Annotated in this window: 21 protein-coding genes and 4 pseudogenes; 13 read left to right on the top strand and 12 right to left on the bottom strand. The window is 71.9% G+C overall.

Annotation, left to right across the window (positions count from 1 at the left end):
- The first annotated feature begins 21 nt into the window (after window positions 1-21).
- The 5 genes from ACIF8T_RS27765 to ACIF8T_RS27745 all read left to right on the top strand — a co-directional run bounded on the left by ACIF8T_RS27765 (window position 22) and on the right by ACIF8T_RS27745 (window position 3,300).
- Window positions 22-1,032 carry a Ppx/GppA family phosphatase gene (locus ACIF8T_RS27765; RefSeq protein WP_400038830.1) on the top strand — a complete coding sequence of 337 codons (1,011 nt, stop codon included), beginning with the start codon at window positions 22-24 and terminating at the stop codon, window positions 1,030-1,032.
- A 51-nt stretch (window positions 1,033-1,083) separates the two neighbouring features.
- Entirely contained in the window at window positions 1,084-1,260 is a 177-nt protein-coding gene (locus ACIF8T_RS27760) for a hypothetical protein (RefSeq protein WP_400038829.1), read from the top strand.
- A gap of 176 nt (window positions 1,261-1,436) precedes the next feature.
- Window positions 1,437-2,450: an iron-containing redox enzyme family protein gene (locus ACIF8T_RS27755; protein ID WP_400038828.1), complete on the top strand. Its 1,014-nt coding sequence runs from the start codon at window positions 1,437-1,439 to the stop codon at window positions 2,448-2,450.
- A 12-nt stretch (window positions 2,451-2,462) separates the two neighbouring features.
- Window positions 2,463-3,122 (top strand): HemK2/MTQ2 family protein methyltransferase, encoded by a 660-nt coding sequence (locus tag ACIF8T_RS27750; protein ID WP_400038945.1) that lies wholly within the window; start codon window positions 2,463-2,465, stop codon window positions 3,120-3,122.
- Window positions 3,103-3,300: a CDGSH iron-sulfur domain-containing protein gene (locus ACIF8T_RS27745; RefSeq protein WP_400038827.1), complete on the top strand. Its 198-nt coding sequence runs from the start codon at window positions 3,103-3,105 to the stop codon at window positions 3,298-3,300. Before ACIF8T_RS27750 ends, ACIF8T_RS27745 begins: the two co-directional genes overlap by 20 nt.
- 157 nt (window positions 3,301-3,457) lie before the next feature.
- Here ACIF8T_RS27745 and ACIF8T_RS27740 read toward each other — a convergent pair whose 3' ends face one another.
- Entirely contained in the window at window positions 3,458-3,892 is a 435-nt protein-coding gene (locus ACIF8T_RS27740; protein ID WP_400038826.1) for a protease inhibitor, read from the bottom strand.
- A gap of 885 nt (window positions 3,893-4,777) precedes the next feature.
- Here ACIF8T_RS27740 and ACIF8T_RS27735 point away from each other — a divergent pair.
- On the top strand, window positions 4,778-5,947 hold the full coding sequence (locus tag ACIF8T_RS27735; protein ID WP_400038825.1) for an alpha-hydroxy-acid oxidizing protein: 1,170 nt from the start codon (window positions 4,778-4,780) through the stop codon (window positions 5,945-5,947).
- A 122-nt stretch (window positions 5,948-6,069) separates the two neighbouring features.
- Window positions 6,070-6,571: pseudogene (locus ACIF8T_RS27730) on the top strand (transposase); the annotation flags it as partial.
- Here the strand turns inward: ACIF8T_RS27730 and ACIF8T_RS27725 are convergent.
- The 3 genes and pseudogenes from ACIF8T_RS27725 to ACIF8T_RS27715 all read right to left on the bottom strand — a co-directional run.
- Window positions 6,537-6,638: pseudogene (locus tag ACIF8T_RS27725) on the bottom strand (IS5/IS1182 family transposase); the annotation flags it as partial. The pseudogenes ACIF8T_RS27730 and ACIF8T_RS27725 overlap by 35 nt on opposite strands.
- A 35-nt stretch (window positions 6,639-6,673) precedes the next feature.
- Window positions 6,674-7,259: pseudogene (locus ACIF8T_RS27720) on the bottom strand (IS5 family transposase); the annotation flags it as partial.
- A gap of 55 nt (window positions 7,260-7,314) precedes the next feature.
- Window positions 7,315-7,719, bottom strand: coding sequence for a type II toxin-antitoxin system PemK/MazF family toxin (locus ACIF8T_RS27715; RefSeq protein WP_400038824.1), 405 nt, complete (start codon window positions 7,717-7,719; stop codon window positions 7,315-7,317).
- Window positions 7,720-7,867: 148 nt separating this feature from the next.
- Between ACIF8T_RS27715 and ACIF8T_RS27710 the strand changes: the two are divergent.
- Both ACIF8T_RS27710 and ACIF8T_RS27705 read left to right on the top strand, forming a co-directional pair.
- Window positions 7,868-8,305, top strand: a pseudogene (locus ACIF8T_RS27710) (transposase); the annotation flags it as partial.
- Between the two features lie 225 nt (window positions 8,306-8,530).
- The gene (locus tag ACIF8T_RS27705; protein ID WP_400038823.1) at window positions 8,531-9,313 is read left to right on the top strand and encodes a sulfite exporter TauE/SafE family protein; all 783 of its coding nucleotides are present in this window, start codon (window positions 8,531-8,533) and stop codon (window positions 9,311-9,313) included.
- Here ACIF8T_RS27705 and ACIF8T_RS27700 read toward each other — a convergent pair.
- Window positions 9,202-9,540, bottom strand: coding sequence for a MerR family transcriptional regulator (locus ACIF8T_RS27700; protein ID WP_400038822.1), 339 nt, complete (start codon window positions 9,538-9,540; stop codon window positions 9,202-9,204). The genes ACIF8T_RS27705 and ACIF8T_RS27700 overlap by 112 nt on opposite strands.
- A gap of 90 nt (window positions 9,541-9,630) precedes the next feature.
- Between ACIF8T_RS27700 and ACIF8T_RS27695 the strand changes: the two genes are divergently transcribed.
- Window positions 9,631-9,855: a hypothetical protein gene (locus ACIF8T_RS27695; RefSeq protein WP_400038821.1), complete on the top strand. Its 225-nt coding sequence runs from the start codon at window positions 9,631-9,633 to the stop codon at window positions 9,853-9,855.
- Window positions 9,856-10,221: 366 nt separating this feature from the next.
- Here ACIF8T_RS27695 and ACIF8T_RS27690 read toward each other — a convergent pair whose 3' ends face one another.
- The 7 genes from ACIF8T_RS27690 to ACIF8T_RS27660 form a co-directional block, all read right to left on the bottom strand.
- The gene (locus tag ACIF8T_RS27690) at window positions 10,222-11,343 is read right to left on the bottom strand and encodes an alpha/beta hydrolase (protein ID WP_400038820.1); all 1,122 of its coding nucleotides are present in this window, start codon (window positions 11,341-11,343) and stop codon (window positions 10,222-10,224) included.
- Window positions 11,344-11,521: 178 nt separating this feature from the next.
- Window positions 11,522-12,289, bottom strand: coding sequence for an SDR family NAD(P)-dependent oxidoreductase (locus ACIF8T_RS27685; RefSeq protein WP_400038819.1), 768 nt, complete (start codon window positions 12,287-12,289; stop codon window positions 11,522-11,524).
- 37 nt (window positions 12,290-12,326) lie between these two features.
- The gene (locus ACIF8T_RS27680; protein ID WP_400038818.1) at window positions 12,327-12,518 is read right to left on the bottom strand and encodes a hypothetical protein; all 192 of its coding nucleotides are present in this window, start codon (window positions 12,516-12,518) and stop codon (window positions 12,327-12,329) included.
- 41 nt (window positions 12,519-12,559) lie between these two features.
- The gene (locus ACIF8T_RS27675; protein ID WP_400038817.1) at window positions 12,560-13,093 is read right to left on the bottom strand and encodes a cyclophilin-like fold protein; all 534 of its coding nucleotides are present in this window, start codon (window positions 13,091-13,093) and stop codon (window positions 12,560-12,562) included.
- A complete protein-coding gene (locus ACIF8T_RS27670) occupies window positions 13,090-13,773 on the bottom strand; it encodes an SDR family NAD(P)-dependent oxidoreductase (RefSeq protein WP_400038816.1) in 684 nt (227 codons plus the stop codon). Before ACIF8T_RS27670 ends, ACIF8T_RS27675 begins: the two co-directional genes overlap by 4 nt.
- 18 nt (window positions 13,774-13,791) lie before the next feature.
- Window positions 13,792-14,202 (bottom strand): cupin domain-containing protein, encoded by a 411-nt coding sequence (locus tag ACIF8T_RS27665; RefSeq protein WP_400038815.1) that lies wholly within the window; start codon window positions 14,200-14,202, stop codon window positions 13,792-13,794.
- A 25-nt stretch (window positions 14,203-14,227) separates the two neighbouring features.
- Complete coding sequence (locus tag ACIF8T_RS27660) at window positions 14,228-15,244, bottom strand: zinc-dependent alcohol dehydrogenase family protein (RefSeq protein WP_400038814.1); 1,017 nt, start codon at window positions 15,242-15,244, stop codon at window positions 14,228-14,230.
- Window positions 15,245-15,471: 227 nt separating this feature from the next.
- Here ACIF8T_RS27660 and ACIF8T_RS27655 point away from each other — a divergent pair, with 227 nt between their 5' ends.
- From ACIF8T_RS27655 to ACIF8T_RS27645, 3 genes are all read left to right on the top strand, one after another.
- Window positions 15,472-16,365 (top strand): helix-turn-helix transcriptional regulator, encoded by an 894-nt coding sequence (locus ACIF8T_RS27655; RefSeq protein WP_400038813.1) that lies wholly within the window; start codon window positions 15,472-15,474, stop codon window positions 16,363-16,365.
- Between the two features lie 322 nt (window positions 16,366-16,687).
- Complete coding sequence (locus ACIF8T_RS27650; protein ID WP_400038812.1) at window positions 16,688-17,407, top strand: DUF6152 family protein; 720 nt, start codon at window positions 16,688-16,690, stop codon at window positions 17,405-17,407.
- 11 nt (window positions 17,408-17,418) lie between these two features.
- The gene (locus tag ACIF8T_RS27645; protein WP_400038811.1) at window positions 17,419-17,901 is read left to right on the top strand and encodes a DUF6644 family protein; all 483 of its coding nucleotides are present in this window, start codon (window positions 17,419-17,421) and stop codon (window positions 17,899-17,901) included.
- The last annotated feature ends 298 nt before the right edge of the window (window positions 17,902-18,199 follow it).

Raw genomic sequence — 18,199 nt, 5'->3', positions numbered from 1 at the left:
GGAAATGGGTACCCACGGGCCATGCGGACCAGCGTCATGGATGTGGGATCGAAGACCGTCAGACTCGTGGTGGCGGACGCCCGGGACGGGGTGCCCCTGCCGGTGCACACCGCCAAGTGGCGGCTGAGGCTGTCGGAGCAGATGGTGCCGGGCGGGCCGATCCCGGAGCCGGCCGTCGAGCAACTCGTCGCCGCGGTCGACGAGGCGAACGCGACCGCGGCCCGGTGGGGCGCGGACGGTCCGCTGGCGTTCGCCACCACCGTGGTGCGCGGCGCGCCCAACCGTGACGAGGTGCTGCGCACGGTCCGGGCCCGGACCGGTGTCGAGCTGTGCACGCTGCCCGGCGAGGTCGAGGCGGAGCTCACCTTCCTCGGCGCCCGGCGCTGGATGGGCTGGCGGTCGGGGCCGCTCGCGCTGCTCGACATCGGCGGCGGTTCCCTGGAGGTCGCCTTCGGCCGGGGCCGGCTGCCGGACTTCGTGGCCTCGCTGCCGCTGGGCGCGGGACGGCTCACCCACGAGTTCCTCGACGGCGGTCTGGAGCCGCCGCTGCCGGAGCAGGTGCGGGCGCTGCGCCGCAGGGTCCGCCACCAGCTGCGGGACGTCGCGGCCCGGATCCGCTGGGAGGGGCCGCGCACGGCGGTCGCCACCTCGCGCACCTTCCAGCAGCTGGGCCGGCTGTGCGGGGCCGCGCCCGGACGGCACGGGCCGTTCGTGGAGCGGCAGCTGTACCGCTCCGACCTGCGGGAGGCGGTCGGCCGGCTGTCCGCGCTGTCCGCCGCCGAACGCGCCCACCTGCCCGGCATCTCCGCGCCGCGCGCCGCGCAGAGCCTGGCCGGAGCCGTCGTCGGGCACACCGTGATGAAGCTGACCGGCCTGAAGGCCGTGACGATCTGCCCCTGGGCGATCCGCGAGGGCATCCTGCTGCGGCACATCGAGGACGGCCCGTCCTGGTGGGCGGAGGTCAGCCGCCGCAACGAGGAGTCGGCGCCCACCGACCCGGTGCCGCTGCGCATCGCCAGCTCCCAGAGCTGACCCGGCGGACCGAGCCGGGCGAACCGACCGTACGAAAGGGAAGGAGACCCCGTGTCCGAGGACGCGCACCGCAAGGAGCCCCGGACGGCCGCCGAGGAGGTGCTGCGCGAGGCGGAGGACGCCGGGAAGCGCACCCGGGACACCGAGGAGCAGCGGCGGCACCGCGGTGAGGCCGGCGAGGCCGTCACCCCGAACAGGCAGGCACAGCGGGAGTCCCACGGGGACTGACCCCGCGGCGGCCACCGGGCCCCTGACGGGCCCGCCCCGCCCGCGCCGCGCCGGGAGAGACCGGCGGCCACGGCGCGGGCGGCCCGCGTTCCCGGCCCCCTGGCGCCCGGCCCGCGCGTCCCGCCCGTCGCCGCACCGTCAGGGCTGGTCCGGCCCCTCGCGGGTACCCGCACCCCATGGAGCACGACCTCGAAGGACCTCAGCTGCCGACGCCGCGCGGCCCCCTGTCCGCGGCCGTCAAGGAGTACCTGCTCGACACGGGGGTACTGCCCGGCCCCGCGGAGGTCGCCGGCGCGTCCGTGTACGGCGACGACCTCCAGCTCGCCCTCTACCTCTGCTACGAGCTGCACTACCACGGCTTCGCGGGCGTGGCCCCGGAGCGCGAGTGGGACCCGGACCTGCTGCGCCTGCGCGCGGCGCTGGAGGACCGCTTCCTGTCCGCCCTGCGCCGGGACGTCCCCGCGCACGACACCCTGGCCGACGCCCTCGCCGACCTGCTCGTCGAGCCCGTGGACGGCACGGGCGTCAGCCATTTCCTGCGCGACGAGGGCGAGCTGTGGCAGGTGCGCGAGTACGCGGCCCACCGTTCCCTGTACCACCTCAAGGAGGCCGACCCGCACGCCTGGGTGCTGCCGCGGCTGTGGGGCCGGGCCAAGGCGGCGATGGCCGCGGTGGAGTTCGACGAGTACGGCGGCGGCCGCGCCGACCGGGTGCACGCGCGGCTGTTCGCGGACCTGATGACGGACCTCGGCCTGGACACGACGTACGGGCGGTACCTGGACGCCGCGTCCGCGGAGGCCCTGGTCACGGTGAACATGATGTCGCTGTTCGGCCTGCACCGGGCCCTGCGGGGCGCGCTCGTGGGCCACTTCGCGGCCGTCGAGATCACCTCCTCCCCCGGGTCCCGGCGGCTCGCCGAGGCGATGCGCCGCACCGGCGCCGGACCCGCCGCCGAGCACTTCTACGACGAGCACGTGGAGGCCGACGCGGTGCACGAGCAGGTGGTGCGCCACGACGTCATCGGCGGTCTGCTGGAGGGGGAACCGCACCTGGAGGCCGACGTGGCCTTCGGCATCGACGCCACCGTCTTCGTCGAGGACCGCTTCGGGGACCGGCTGCTCGCCGACTGGCGGGCTGGCCGGCCGTCCCTGCGCACCCCGCTGACTCCTGTTACCAGCCATATCTCCTGAGAGTGCGGGTACCTGGGTGCTGTGAATCCACTGGTACCGCCGGGTGTGTACGCCCCGCAGGAGGACACCGAGCTGCTGGCCGAAGCCCTGGCCGAGGAACCGCTGCCCCCGGGCGCGGAGGCTCTCGACGTGGGTACGGGCAGCGGGGCTCTGGCACTGGAGGCGGCGCGGCAGGGCCTGCGCGTGACCGCCGTGGACGTCTCACGGCGCGCGGTGTGGGCAGCCCGGCTCAACGCGCTGCTGGCCGGGCTGCCCCTGCGCACCCGGCGCGGAGACCTCTTCGCCCCCGTGCGGGGGCAGGCCTTCGACGTGATCCTGGCCAATCCGCCGTACGTGCCGGCCCCGCACGACAGGAAGCCGCGCGGGGCGGCGCGGGCGTGGGACGCGGGTGGTGACGGGCGCCTCATCCTGGACCGGATCTGCCGGGAGGCGCCCGGGCTGCTGCGGCCGGGCGGCGTGCTGCTGATCGTGCAGTCCGCGCTCAGCGACTCCGAGCGCACGCTGCGGATGCTGCGCACGGCCGGTCTGAAGGCCGCGGTGACCCGCCGGCAGCGGATCGCGTTCGGCCCGGTCCTGCGCGGCCGGGAGCGCTGGCTGCGGCAGCGCGGCCTGCTGCACCACGACGAGAACGAGGAAGAGCTGGTGGTCGTCCGTGCCGAACTCCCCGTCTGACGCGCCGCGCCGCCTCAGCATCCAGCGCAAGGGCCCGCTGCTGGTGGAGGGCCCGGTGGAGGTGGAGCTGGAGGACGGCACCACCGTCAGCTCCGACCGTTTCCGCGTGGCGCTGTGCACCTGCCGCCGCAGCCGCCGGTACCCGTGGTGCGACACCAGCCACCGCGACCGGGCCTGAGCGTCCCCGCGGCCCGGGTGTGACACGACCCAGGGGCCGGCAGGCGGCCCCACTCCGCCTGCCGGCCCCCTCGTACGAGACCGCGGGTCCCCGTGACGGCGACCGCACTCCCCAGTTACGGGCGCCCGGTGTCACGGCGGCCATGCGGCCCCGGCTCTCAGAACGCGAAGACGCTGTGGCTCTGGGCGTTCTTCACGCACTCGTTGGAGAAGCCGTGCTCGTAGGAGATCCGCCGGCCCTGCCACACGCCGTCGACGGTGACGACGACCGGGTCGTACTCCTTGGTGCACAGCACGTCACTGCGGGCCGTGAGGGCACTGAAGTCGCCCTCGACCCCGCGCAGTTCGGCGCAGGCGGCGACGGGGTCGGGATGGGTGCCGGACGGCCTCGGGGCACAGGCCAGGGTGACCGCGCGGACGGGAGTGGCGCCGATCGCGCTCTCTCCGTGGCCCACGGTGAGCACCAGGGCCGACGGGGCGTAGAGCGCGGAGGGGGCGGTTCCCGGGGAGGCGAGCGCCGTCCCGGACAGGGGTGCGCAGACGGCGGTGGCCGCGAGTCCCAGTGTCGTCGCCCAGCGCGCGGTGTTCCGCATTGTGTGCATCCTTCCGCTCGGTCGAAACGGGTGCCGGTCCGTGCTCGGTGGTGCCGGGCCGGCGAGCGCGAGTCTGCCGAGTCCGCCGCCGAATCTCACATCGACCCCGTGGGTTTCAGTAACATTGCGTATTGAATCAGTGGCGTGAAGTCACGGAAATCGAACGGGCCGGCCCAGTAACGAAGCCACCGGCGGCGGCACGAAGCGGCCATCTGGCCGGAACCCCCTTGCTGAGCAATAGGCCTGAAACATTCCGCTTCGGCGGTCTCCGAGGCCCGTTCGACGCCCGTTCGACGCGGAGGGGTCCGCTGCGTCGCCCCCAGGAGCGACTCCGCACGGGCGGCGGGCGCGGGGACTCGGTGCGGGGGCCCGGGACGAGAGGGCGGCGTCCTGCGGGCGGCCCGGGCAGGGCGTCCGTCCCCTGAGCCTGTCTGTCCGGCCTCACCGGGAAGAGGGCGGCCACGACGGTGTCCGGCCGCCCCGACGGCCGGCGACCGCGCCGGCCAGGGCCTGACGGACGAACGGACCGGCCGCGCCGTGGCGGGCTCAGCCCCGCACCCGGGCACGACGCCGGCCGAACCGGCCGAACCGGCACGCCCGCTCGGCGAACCGCCGGGCACCCGCCTCCCGTGCCCGCCCGACGGCGACGAACCGTGGGGCGCCGCGGCCCGGCTCCCGGAGGGCGACCGCCGGGAGCCGGTGAGGCCGGGCACCGGGCGGTGTTCTCCCGGCCGCGTGAACTCGCCCCACTCCCCCACGAGTCGGCCGCACGCGACCGAGCGGGCGGGCCCGCCCCGTGGACGCACCCGCCCCCGCCCGTCGGTTCGCTCGTCAGTATCGTCGGGGCGGGCGCGTTCTCAGCGACGAGAGGGGCGGGACGGACCGATGGGCAGGCACTGGGCGGACTTCCAGTACGAGATCTACCTCAACGGGATGACGGGGGCCGTCCCGCGGCTGCCGACCGACCTGACCCGGCTGGAGGAGCTGACGGAGCAGCGGCTCGGCCCCGGCCCGGTGGGTTACGTGGCCGGCAGCGCGGGCGACGGCAGTACCGCCCGCGCCAACCGGGCGGCCCTGCGGCGCCGCCGGATCGTGCCGCGCATGCTGCGGGACGTGCACGAGCGGGACCTGTCGGTCGAGGTGCTGGGCCGTGCCCTGCCCGCCCCGCTGGCCCTGGCGCCGGTCGGCGTGCTGTCGCTGATGCACCCGGACGCCGAGTGCGCCGCGGCCCGGGCCGCCGCCGCGCAGGGCGTGCCGTTCGTCCTGTCCTCCGCCTCCAGCACGCCCATGGAGCAGGTCGCGGAGGCGATGGGCGACGCCGAGCGCTGGTTCCAGCTGTACTGGCCCCGGGACCCCGAGGTGGCCCGGAGCTTCCTGGGCCGGGCGAAGGCCGCGGGGTTCACCGTCCTCGTCGTCACGCTGGACACCCCGCTGCTGTCCTGGCGGCCCCGTGACCTGGACCAGGCCTACCTGCCCTTCCTGCGCGGGGTGGGCACCGCGAACTACTTCTCCGACCCCGCGTTCCGGGCGGGCCTGGCCAAGCCGGTGCACGAGGACCCGGACGCGGCCGTCATGCACTTCGTCGGGATGTTCGCGGACCCCGCCAAGAGCTGGCCCGACCTGGCGTTCCTGCGGGAGCACTGGGACGGCCCCATCGTCCTGAAGGGCGTGCTGCACCCGGACGACGCCCGGCTGGCCGCCGACGCCGGGATGGACGGGGTCGTGGTGTCCAACCACGGGGGCCGTCAGGTGGCGGGCGCGGTCGCCGCGGCCGACGCGCTGCCCGGTGTCGTGGCGGCGGCCGGCGACCGGCTCACCGTGCTCTTCGACAGCGGTGTGCGCACCGGCGACGACGTCTTCAAGGCCCTCGCCCTCGGCGCGCGGGCGGTGCTCGTCGGACGGCCGTACGTCTACGGCCTCGGCCTGGACGGGCAGGCGGGCGTGGAGCACGTGATCCGGTGCCTGCTGGCCGAGTTCGACCTCACCCTCGCCCTGTCGGGCCACGCCACCCCCGCGACCCTCACTCCCGCCGACCTCGTGGCGGACCCGGCGTGAACCCCGGCGGGCCGGAGCGGACGGCACGGCCGCCCGGCCCGCCGGGAGCACCGTACGCGGCGCCCTGGTACTCCAGTCAGAAATCGCTGCCTGAGCTGGTCGGCTTCGCTGGTACAGACATGGTGGGGACGGACGGAGCTGACATGTGGACTGGGGAGTCGGAGCCGGGGTTCGCCCGTGTGGCGGGCCGGTTCTCACGGGGGATCCGCGGTGGCGGATGCGGGACCACGGGCGTGGTCTGCCGGCTCCGGTGGAGCGGAGGAACGGCTGGCAGCTGGCCGAGCACGCAGGTCACCGCGGACCGGTCGGCTTCCGGCATCTGCTCAATGGTGCCTCCTGGGACGCTGACGCGGTCCGGGAGGACCTGCAGCAGTACGTCGCCGAGCGGTTCGGCACCCTGGACGGGGTTCTGATCGTCGACGACACCCGCTTCCTGAAGAAGGGCACCACCCCTGCGGGCGTGCAACAGCAGTACTCCGGCACCGCCGGGCGCACCGAGAAACCCCCAAAGGGGGTACCCCCAGCCAGATCGGCGTCTTCCTCGGCTACGCAACCGACCGCGGACGAACGCTGATCGACCGCCGTCTGTATCTGCCCACCTCCTGGACGCAGGACCACGACCGTCGACCCTCGGCAGCAGCAGCGCTACCCGCTCCCACGCCGCATCCGTCAGCTCACCACGACCCACCACAAGATCAGTCATCAGACAGGTCCTGGGGTCCGTCTTCAAACGGATCTTGCCCAGAGCAGGAACGACGCGAGTGTGACTGCTGCTTCGTGGGAGGTGGCGGTCTTGTCGTATCGGGTGGTGATGCCGCGGAAGCCCTTGAGCCGGTTGAAGCAGCGTTCGATGGTGTTACGTCGGCGGTAGGTCTGTCGGTCGAATCCTGGTGGCCTGCCGCCCCGGCGACCCCGGTTCAGTCGGTGGCGCTGTTGGTCGGCCTTCTCGGGATGGTGTGGGCGATGCCGCGTCGTCGCAGGTAGGTGCGGAAACCGCGGGAGCTGTAGGCCTTGTCCGCGACGACCTGGTCGGGGCGGCAGCGTGGCCGGCCGAGGCCGCCGCGGGGAACGCGGATACGTTCGAGCAGGATGCGTGCGCAGGTGCTGTCGTGGCGCCGACCAGGCGTGACGAGGATGGCCAGAGGGCGGCCCTTGCCGTCGCAGGCGGGATGGAGTTTCGTCGTCAGTCCGCCCCGGGATCGGCCGAGGGCGTGATCGTCCGGTTCGTCCGGCCGGTGCCTCCCCCTTTTCGGCCGGTGGCGGCGGCGTGCTGGTGGGCGCGGACGACAGTGGAGTCGATCTGGACCAGCCACCGATATTCATCTGGACGAGATTGACCACGCCACGGGCGTCCGTCCCTTCTCTACCTACTCGAGCCCGCCGGGACGCAAGGCATCTTTCATCTCGCTGAACTTCGCGGTCGTTGCCGGGGTCCATTCCTTCGGCTGTTCAGCAAGACGGAGGGCATCCTCAATCTCGCGGAGCTTCGAGGAGGGCAGCACGCCCGCCCGCTCGATCAAGTCGTCCCGGGACACGGTGGTCAGCCACGTGCAAGGGGTAAAGCCTGGATGAGCGAACGCGAGCCGCAGCACACCTTCAATGGGCAGTCCTTCCATGGTGCCTACGGCCACCTCGACGCCCAGACCGCTGATGTCGATGCCCGCCGGAGCAACGATCTGCATCGCCCTGAGCTGGGACGCCTCGGCTCCCGACAGCAGTACGACCAGCCGGCGCTCGTCGAACTCGACCCACCAGACTTCGCCGCGTTGCATATGGCCTCCAGGCACGATCTGCGGTGAGGGCGCTGAGGATACGGGTGCGGCCACCAGTGATCATCAGTGTGTGAAGACAGAAGATCAGTCGGTGGCCGCAGGTCACAGCATAGATCCTGCCCGTTGGCAGGACATGCTCGATGCCCTGATGGGCCGCATCGCGCCGCGGTTCACGCGGGTGGAACCGCGGCGTCGGGCACGGGAGTTCGTCCTTGGCCTGTTGTCGGATCTGCCGCGCAAGAACTGATGGACGTTCGCCGAGCACGCCGGGGACGCGACCCCGGACGGCTTGCAGCATCTGCTGTCCAGGGCCAGGTGGGACGCCGACGCGGTCCGCGACGACCTCCGCGGCTTCGTCATCGAGCAACTGCAGGACGACGACGCAGTGCTGGTCGTCGATGAAACCGGCGATCTCAAGAAGGGCGCCGCCACGGTCGGGGTCCAGCGCCAGTACACCGGCACCGCCGGACGCATCGAGAACAGCCAGGTCGCCGTCTACCTCGCCTACTCCAGCCCTGGCCGTACCGCTCGGCGGCTACACGCCCCTCTTCCTCCTCCTGGCCACCGTCTCCGCAGCCGCCACGCTCATCGCGCCCTGGACCGCGACCGCTACCGGCGCAGTACGCCGCCGATCACCCCAGCCCTGACAACCCGCGCCCCCTGCAGACCCAGACGAGCCCACCCTCGTTTCCGGCTGAATTGCGGCGGCAACGCGCGGGGTGCGCGTGAACATCTCGTTGCCGGATCACGATCCCACCACTCGCTCCGTCGATACTGACCGGGCGATCACAAAGCGGCGGCGGAGACAGTGGTGGAATGGACGATCTGGGCCGGGTTCGCGGCTGGCTTGCTGATCTCGACGGTGACCGCTCCGGTCGGCGTGTCCGGGGCGGTCTTCCTCCTCCCGGTCCAGCTCAGCGTCCTCGGCGTGCCGAGCCCAGCAGTCACCCCGACGAATCTGCTGTTCAATGTGGTGGCCGGGCCGGGCGCACTCTGGCGCTACCGCCGCGACGGCGCTTTGCGCGGCTCACTGGCCCGGCGCCTCGTCGCCTGGACACTGCCCGGCGTCATCGCAGGTGCTGCCATCCGCGTCTTCGCCCTCCCCGGTGCCGACGTCTTTCGCATCCTGGTCGCCGCCTTCCTCCTCCCGCTCGGCGCGTGGCTGTGCCTGCGTACCCTGCGCCCCGTCCGGCGGCGGCCGGACACGGCCGAGCCGTCGGCGCCCGCACTCGCCGCCCTGGCCCTCACGGTCGGAGTGATCGGCGGCATCTACGGCATCGGAGGCGGTTCCCTCCTCGGGCCCATCCTCGCCGCGCGCGGCATGCCGATGGCCCGCATCGCACCGGCCACCCTCGCCGCGACCTTCACCACCTCAGTCGCCGGCGCCGCCGCGTACGCGCTGCTGGCCCTGGCAAGCCCCGGTCCCGTCGCACCCGACTGGCGACTGGGCCTGGCCTGCGGCCTGGGCGGGCTGATCGGCGGCTACCTCGGCGCACGACTCCAACCGCACCTGCCCGAGACCGCGCTCCGGCTCCTTCTCGGCGCCCTCGCCGCCACCCTCGGTGCGCTGTATGCCATCCAGGCCCTGGCCTGATCCCGGAGCGGCGGGCTCAGTGGCCGCGCGGACGTACAGCCGATCTCCTTCAGCGGCAGTCCCAGATGCCTGGCCGCGCCGATGAACGCCAGCCGCTCGACCGCGTCCTCACCGTACAGCCGGTAGCCAGCCGGGGTCCGGTCGGCGGGCAGTAGTCCGGCGCCTTCCCAGAGGCGCAGGGTGGTCGCCGGCACGCCGGAGCGCTCGGCGAGCCGGGAAATCCGCATCGTGCTCTCACTACCGACGGTAGACCTTCCACCTGGGCCGGAGGTCAAGCCCGAACCCGCGCGCTCGTCGATGTCTGAGCACCGCACACGATGCGGTTCCGGCGTCATCACGTCTGGGAATCCGCGAACCCGCACTCTTCCGACCGGGCCGCGCAGAAGACCCGCCGCCAGGAGCAGGGCCACCAGTACGTCGAGGCCCGGCTGATCGCGTTGGGCGCTCCCGTACCGAGGGCCGGCTGCAATCCCGCGGTGTGGCCGCAAGAGGCCCTGGCAGCGATCGGTGCCCGCGTCCACGAACTCGGCGCGGACAAATAGTGCTTGGAGCGCGCGCTTTCACCCAAGCGTTCGCCCGCATCGAGGAACTCACCGGACAGCTGAGCGGGGCACAGGACGCTTGACGCTGCCCGCGCCTGCCTCCGCCGGATGATTCGGACTGGCATCGTGCAGTCGGCTACGGCCTTCCATGACCGTCCGGACGGCTCATCCTCGTTTGGTTCGTTGCGCTTGCGCCGTTCGATCAGGTCGAGTCTGTGCCCAGGGGGGGAGACGCTCCGTTGCTTACCACGGTGGCATCGGGAAGCTACGCGAGGTCCCCGTCCCAACCGCTCCCGACAGGTCGTTGCCGACGCGAGGGCCCCCGACAGACCAGTGGCGGTACGGGCCTGTCGGGGGGCATGACGGTCAGGCGAGGTTCTCGGTGAAGAACTCGTCGAGCCGGTCGAAGGGGATGAGGTCCTTGCGGTCGTACAGGTCGACGTGGTCCGCGCCCGGGACGATCACGAGGTCGACGGTGCCGGGGGCCTTTGCCTGGACGTCCTCGGAGTAGTAGCGGGAGTGCGCGTCGGCGCCGGCCACCAGGAGCGCCTTACGGGGGGCCAGCATGTCGATGTTCGTCATCAGCGGGAAGGCGAAGAACGACATCGGCGTGGTTCCGGTCCACGCGGTGGTGGAGTTGATCGAGCGCGGGTGGTAGCCGCGCTCGGTGCGGTAGTAGTCGAAGAAGATCTTCGTGACCGGGTCGGCGTCCGCCGGGAGGGTCTTGGGCAGCACGCGGTTGGAGGGGGCGACGTTACCGTTCTCGTCGAAGGGGACCTCGTGGGAGAGCCGCGCGTAGGTACCGTTCTCGGCGTCGATCCAGCGCTGCCGGCTGAGGTGGTCCACGACCTTCTGGCGCTGCTCACGCGTGTAGTAGTCCTCGTGACCGCGGGATATGCTCCGCGACATGTCGTACATCGAGGCGGTGGCGACGGCCTTGATGCGGCTGTCTGCCGCCGCTGCGGTGAGCGCCATGCCGCTCAGGCCGCAGATGGCCTGAGCGCCGATCCGCTCGCGGTCGACGATCTTTTGCAGGCCGAGGAAGTCGACGGCTGCACTGTAGTCCTCGGTGTAGATGTCGGGCGAGGCCACGTCGCGCACCATGCCGCCGCTCTCCCCGGTGAAGGAAGGGTCGAAGGCGAGGGTGACGTAACCGCGGCGGGCGAACTCGTTGGCGTAGAGCCCCGAGGACTGTTCCTTGACCGCGCCGAACGGGCCGCTGACGACCAGGGCGGGCAACTTGCCCCTGCCCTTTTTCGGCACGTAAAGGTCTGCGGCGACCTCGATGCCGTATCGGTTCTTGAACCGCACCGACGTCCGCTTGACGTTCGGGTCCAGCGCGAAGGTGTAGCCGCCCTTGGCTGCGGTCCTGCCCCGTCCTGCGGCGCCCGCGGCGCGGCCGGTCTCCGCACCGAAGGAGGGCGCGGCCGTGAAGGAGGCGGCGGCACCGGTGGCGGCGATCAGTCCGAGCGCTTTGCGACGTTCCATGGAGTGAACCTCATCTTCAGTCGGTGGAGGAAGTGCGCGACGGCCCGCGGGGGCGCGACCGAGGCGCCATGTGCGGAGACCACTTCTTGCGTCAGACGCGGCGAGTCGGGTGCTGCGCGACCCGGACACGCCGGAATTGGACGAGGAGGATCTGACGGCTTGACGGCAATGCAGGGGGTTACTGGGCGGTGTAGCCGCCGTCGACGGGCAGGGCGATGCCGGTGACGTAGCTGGCGCCAGGGCTGGAGAGCCACAGGACGGCCTGGGCGATTTCGTCGGCGGTGCCGAGACGGTCGATGGCCTGGCCTATTTCGGCCTGGGTGGGGTCGAGTTCGCCGCCTTCGATCATGGCGTCGACCATGGGGGTGGCGATGGTGCCGGGGCAGACCGCGTTGATCCGCACCCCGCGGGAGCCGTACTCGAGGGCGGCGCTCTTGGTCAGGCCGATCACGCCGTGCTTGGAGGCGTGGTAGGCGGCGCGGCCGGGGTTGCCGACGAGCCCGCCGAGAGAGGAGCAGTTGACGATCGCGCCGGTGCCCTGCTCCCGCATGTGGCGCAGTTCGTGCTTCATGGCCGCCCAGATGCCGCGCAGGTTGATGTCCTGGACACGGTCGAACTGTTCGGCGCTCTCCTCGGCGGCGTCGGTGGGCGGGGGCATGATGCCTGCGTTGTTGTAGGCCATGTCGAGGCGGCCGAAGGTGTTCATGGTGCGGTCGACGGCGGCGGCGACCTGGTCCTCGTCGGTGACGTCGCAGACCAGCGCGAGGGCCCGGTGGCCGGCGTTGGTGAGTTCCTTCACGGCGGTGTTGACGGCTGTCTCGTCGATGTCGGCGAGGCCGACGGCGGCGCCTGCTTCGGCGAATGCGCGGGCGGTCGCCAGGCCCATGCCGGAGGAAGCGCCGGTGACGAAGGCGACCTGGCCCGTGAAGTCGTAGGTGGGATTCATGACGGTGGCTCCCAACAAGGTGGTACGGGTGTGGAGTTCAGCTCGCGGACGTGACGTCCGGGGTTCGCGGTTGTTCGGTGCCGGTGGTGTGGTGGGCGACGATCCGGGAGGGGCCGGTGGTGCCGCGCAGCGCGAGGGCGATCAGGGGCAGCAGGGTGAGCGCGGCGAAGACCGCCCCGACCAGGGCCGGACCGGTCAGGCCGGGGACGGACCCGGTGGCGGAGGGCATACGAAGACTTCTTCCCGTACGAGGAGAGCGGCCGGGGGAGGTCAGGAGGCGGCCTCGATGGTGATCCGGTCGGCCCCGGACAGCAGATCGGCGTCGGCGTCGATGTGGCCGAGGACCAGCAGGTCCTGGGAGGCGGAGGGGCCATCCTTGTGGAAGATGGCGAGGTTGCCCCACGGGGCGTAATAGGTGAGGTCCCCGGTCTTCGGCGCCTGCGGTTCGGGCGCGTTCTCGGTGGTCAGCTTCCTGGGCGGGTCGGCGATCCGCTCGGTCCCGTGGAAGTCCTCCAGGTCCAGGGTGAGCGGGAGCAGGGAGGCCAGGTCGCGGGCGGCGGGGCTGTCGTTCAGGGTCGCCTCGACCTTCTGCCCGTCGATGGTGACGCGGATGTCCATCGGGGTGCTCCTGTCTGATCCGGTCGGGCTCGCCGAAGCCGGTGTGGAGGCCGGGGCGGACGACGGGACTGAGGTGGTGGGGGCCTGCTCGGCGGACGAGTCGTCGGAGCAGGCGGTCACGGCCAGCAGCAGCACGCCGACGGTGGCGGTGGTGGTGAGGGCCCGGCGGAGGGTGAGGGTGGTCATGGGGTGCCGTCCTGCGGGTTGGGCAGGGGCTCGGCGTAGTGGCGGAAGCCGTCACGGTCGGTATGCAGGCCGTGCAGCAGCTCGGCCAGCTTCTCGGGGCTGGAGGTCGCGGAGTCGGGACTGATCGCCCCGGGCACGATGAGCTGCGCGACGTGAATGTTCTCCGGCGCGAGAGCGGTATGGAGCATCTGCGCGTACGCGCTCTCGCCGGCGAACGCGATGGAGGTGCCGGCCACGGTGTCCTTCGGACGCACCGCGCTGCCGCCGTTGACGAACAGCGGGCTGCCCCGGCCCCACGTGCGCATGCCGGGCAGGACCGTGTTCACGCAGGTCACCGGGGTCTTCACGGAGAACGCCGGCGGGGCGTCCAGGTCGGCTGCGGTGGTCTCAAGGACCGGCTTCATGAAGTCGGCCCGCGGTACGGGGCTGTACTGCAGGATCTCGATGGGCCCCAGGTCCTCGGCCGCCGCGTGCAGGGCGTCGGTCAGCGCGTCGGGGTCGAGGACGTCGGCGGTGTAGCCGTGGGCCTGGATTACGTCGCCGTCGAGCGCGGCCACCAGATCATCGAGATGCCCCCGGTCGCGGGCCAGGAGTGCGACGGTGTGGCCCGCCTTGCCGAAGCGGCGGGCGGCGGCCAGGCCCAGGCCGGGGCCGGCGCCGATGAGGGCGAAGGTGGTCACAGTGGCGGTTCTCCTCGTTCAGCCGGTGGCCGGGGTTGCGTGGTATTCCTCGTCAGTGACGGGGTTCAGCCAGTGCACGACGGCGTGGTCATCGTCGCCCTCGTTGATGGCCAGGTGGACCATCAGGCGGTTGGGGGCGGCGCCGTGCCAGTGCTCCTCGTCCGCTTCGAACAGGACGCGGTCGCCGGGCCGAATGACCTCCACTGGTCCGCCGCGTCGCTGGCACAGGCCGACGCCTTCGGTAACGAAGACGGTCTGCCCGAGCGGGTGGCGGTGCCAGTGGGTGCGGGCACCGGGCATGAAGTGCACCAGGCTCGCGGTGACCCGGGACGGGGCGGGCGCGGCGGCGACGGCGTCGATGTAGACGTCGCCGGTGAACCAGTCGGCCGGCCCCTTGACGGTGTCGACCGAGCTTCGGGTGATCTGCATGATCGTTCCTTGTCCGGGGAGGGGGTCAGGGCTTGAGGAGGGTCTTGATAGCGCGGCGCTCGTCCATGGCCCGGTAGCCCTCGGCGACCTGCTCCAAGGGCAGGGTGAGGTCGAAGACCTTGCCCGGGTCGATCCGGCCGGACAGGACGCGCTCGATCAGGTCGGGCAGGTAGCGGCGTACGGGGGCGGGGCCGCCGCGCAGGCCGACGTGGGAGAAGAACAGCTCCTGCCCGTCGATCGCGACCTCGTGCGGGACGCCGACGAAGCCGACGTTGCCGCCGGGGCGGGTGGAGTGCAGGGCCTGGCTCATGGACTGCTGCGTCCCGACGCACTCCAGGACGCTGTCCGCGCCGATCCCGCCGGTCAGCTCCTTGATCCGGGCGACGCCTTCCTCGCCGCGCTCGGCAACGATGTCGGTCGCCCCGAACTCGCGGGCCAGCTTCTGCCTCGGCTCATGGCGGGACATGGCGATGATCCGCTCCGCCCCCAGCTCCTTCGCGGCGATGACCGCGCACAGGCCGACCGCGCCGTCGCCGACGACCACGGCGGTGGAGCCGGGTTTGACCTCGGCAGCCTCAGCGGCCCACCAGCCGGTGCCCATGACGTCCGAGACGGCCAGCAGGCCCGGCCAGAACTTCGCGTCCGGGATGCCGTCGGTGGCGACCAGGGTGCCCTGGGCGTTGGGGATGCGGACGTAGTCGGCCTGGCAGGTGGACATGAACTCGCGGTTCAGGCAGTTCGACTGGAACCCGTTGCGGCAGTTCGCGCAGGTGTTGTCCGAGGTGGCGAAGGACCCGACGACGAACTGGCCGGGCTTGACCGCGGTCACCTCGGAGCCGACTTCCTCCACGAAACCGACGTACTCGTGGCCCATCGGGTGCGCCGCGGCGGTGGGCTCCGCGCCGCGGTAGGGCCACAGGTCCGACCCGCACACACAGGTCACAGCCGTGCGGATGATCGCGTCGGTCGGCTTGAGGATCTTGGGGTCCTCCAGGTTCTCGAAGCGGATGTCGCCGGGGGCGTGGATCACTGCGCCGCGCATGAGAGGGATTCCTTCGCGTTGCCGGGTACAGAGTGCGAGCCCAGGAGCACGGGCGGCGAACCGACCACGCTCCGGGCGGGGAGCCCCCGTCGGGCCCGGGGGGGGGGAGGCCCAAGGAGCACCACGCTGTCCAGGAAACTCCCTCGTCACGCCCGGAGCGAGTCACTGACAAGAGGTGTACTGGCAGTACATCCCTATGGCCGCGTACGGCACGTACCGTCGAAGGCATGGACAACAGTGAGGAGGTCCGCGAGTTCCTCACCTCGCGGCGCGCGAAGATCACCCCCGACCAGGCCGGGCTCCCCGCAGGCTCCCGGCGCCGGGTGCCGGGCCTGCGCCGCAGCGAGGTCGCCGCGCTCGCCGACGTGAGCGTGGAGTACTACTCCAAACTGGAGCGCGGCAACCTGGCCGGGGTTTCCCCCTCCGTGCTGGAAGCCCTCGCACGCGCCCTCCAGCTCGACGACGCCGAGCGCGCCCACCTGGTGAACCTGGCCCAGGCCGCCGACGGCTCCGACGCCCTCACCCGTCCCCGCCGCCGGCGCACGAAGGAGCAGTGGAAGCCGCACCGCAGCCTCCAATGGGCCCTGGACGCGGTCACCGCCGGACCGGCGTTCGTCCGCAACGGCCGGATGGACGTCCTCGCCGCCAACCAGCTCTTCCGCGCCTTCTACACCGACCTCTACGCCACACCGGGCAACCAGCGGAACCTGGCCCGTTTCACCTTCCTCGACCCCGCCGCCCGCCGCTTCTACCCCGACTGGGAATCCTTCGCCGACATCACCGTCGCCATCGTGCGCACGGAGGCCGGCCGCAACCCCCACGACAAGGACCTCCACGACCTGGTCGGGGAGCTGTCCACCCGCAGCGACGCCTTCCGCACCCGCTGGGGCGCGCACAACGTCCGCCACCACGGCACCGGCACCAAGCACTTCCACCACACGGCCGTCGGCGACCTCACCCTCGCCTTCGAGGGTCTGGAGATGACCGCTGCCCCCGGTCTCACCCTCACCATCTACACCGCCGAACCCGGCTCCCCCTCCGAGGAAGGACTGCGCCTCCTCGCCACCTGGGCCGCCACCAACGAAGCCAGCCCGGACACTGAACGGTCGGCCACCGGCTGACGGACGGCGGTGTTGGCGCCGTACAGCTCTTCTTCTCGTCGCCAGACCCGCAGACCCGCTTGCTGTCTTCTCCAGCACGGCGGGTTTGCAGGGGTACTACGGGGTGACGCCGGTGTGCATGCGAAGGGCGTCGAGCAGCCGTCCTGCGCACGGGTGCCGCCCGCTGAGGAGTGCCCATCCGAGGGCCGGTATCCGCAGCTCGCGCCAACCTCCCATCGAGGGATGCCCTGCCAGTACATCCCTCGACAGGAACTCCCTGCGTCCCGCGGCAGCAGGTTCGCTGGCCCCAACACCGCCGGCTACCTGGAAGGACCGACTCGACATGCACTCCACCACCACCGCGGCCCCGCGGGCCCGCACCGGCATCCGTCACACCAGGCTAGCGACGGCGTCGCTGGTCTCCGCGACCGCGCTCCTCGTCTTTTCGGCAGGTGCCGCGCAGGCGCACCACGGCTTTGACGACTTCGACACCGACCGCCTCTACTACATCGCCGGCACGGTCTCGGAAGTCCGCTGGGGCGAGCCGCACTCCTACTTCACCGTGACCGTCGAGGACGACCTCCCCGCCGACACTCCCGAGCACGATCTGCCGGACGGACTGCGCGACGCCGCCGACAGCGACCCGATCAACACCGCACCCTCCTACGACGGTTCGCACGACGAGCTGGCCGTCACCATCGCCCCACCGAGCTTCACCTCGATGTGGGGACTGGACCGCAAGCTCGACGACGGCGAACGGGTCGAAGCCGTCGGCTACATCGGCAAGAGCCACAACGACGAGTTCCGCCCCGTCGTGTTCTGGGTCAACGACGGGCAGCCCGTCAACCAAGTACTCAACGAAGAACTCCCCGCACAACCGCTGCCGGTCCCGTACCCGCAGGGCGACCAGTCCGCCTCCGGCGCCGACCAGGACGCGCCGTCGGCCTCAGCGGACTCCGCGGGCACGTCACCGGTGGCGGTGTGGAGCACGCTCGGCGCCATAGCGGTCGCCGTCATCACCGGTGGGGCCTTCTACCTGCGCGCCCGCTCGCGCCGGACATGACGGTGCCCGTCATGGACAACGTCTTCACCTGGCTCGAAGGCACTTGGCTCGCCGAGATCATCCGCAGCACGGCTTACCTGTATCCGGTGCTCGAAAGCGTCCACATCATCGGCATCGCCCTCCTCATCGGCCCGGCCGCAGCCTTCGACCTCCGCCTCCTCGGCGTCGGCCGACAAACGCTGAGGGTGACCACGGCGGCCAACCACCTTCTGCGCCTGTCCCACCTCGGCTTCGTGATCGCGGCCGCCACCGGCGTGGCCATGTTCCTGCCCGGTGCCAACCTCATCGCCGACCGGGGCAGTGCCACGTGGAAACTCGGCCTCATCCTCCTCGCCGGCATCAACATCCTGATCTTCCACCGACGGACCTACCGCAGCGTGGCCGACTGGGACGCGGACCGGCCAACACCTCTCGCCGCCCGCTGCGCCGCGGTCATCTCCCTCACCTCGTGGGCGGGAGTCACATCGGCCGGGAGACTCCTGGCCTACACCTGACCGCTAGCGTTGAGCCCGCGCAGCCCGTACGGAAGACGCCGCGAGAGTGGACGCCCACACACAGCCGGCGCGGACCAAGACCATCCGGATCGCGTGCAGCCCCTTCCCCTGGACGGGTCTGCGGATTGAGCCGGTCACACCGGGCGATAGTCCAATGGGATCGGATCAGCCGACGGCGGCGGGGGGCCCCCCCCCCCCCCCCCCGCGGGGCCCCCCCCCCCCCCCCCCCCCCCCCCCCCCCCCCCCCCCCCCCCCCACCCCGGGGGGGGGGCGGGGGGGGGGGTGGGGGAAACCCAGG

The sequence above is a fragment of the Streptomyces sp. NPDC085946 genome, assembly GCF_044540485.1.
GTDB lineage: Bacteria > Actinomycetota > Actinomycetes > Streptomycetales > Streptomycetaceae > Streptomyces.
Note: the sequence above shows the minus strand (reverse complement) of the source record. Positions and strands in the feature narration are given on the sequence as shown.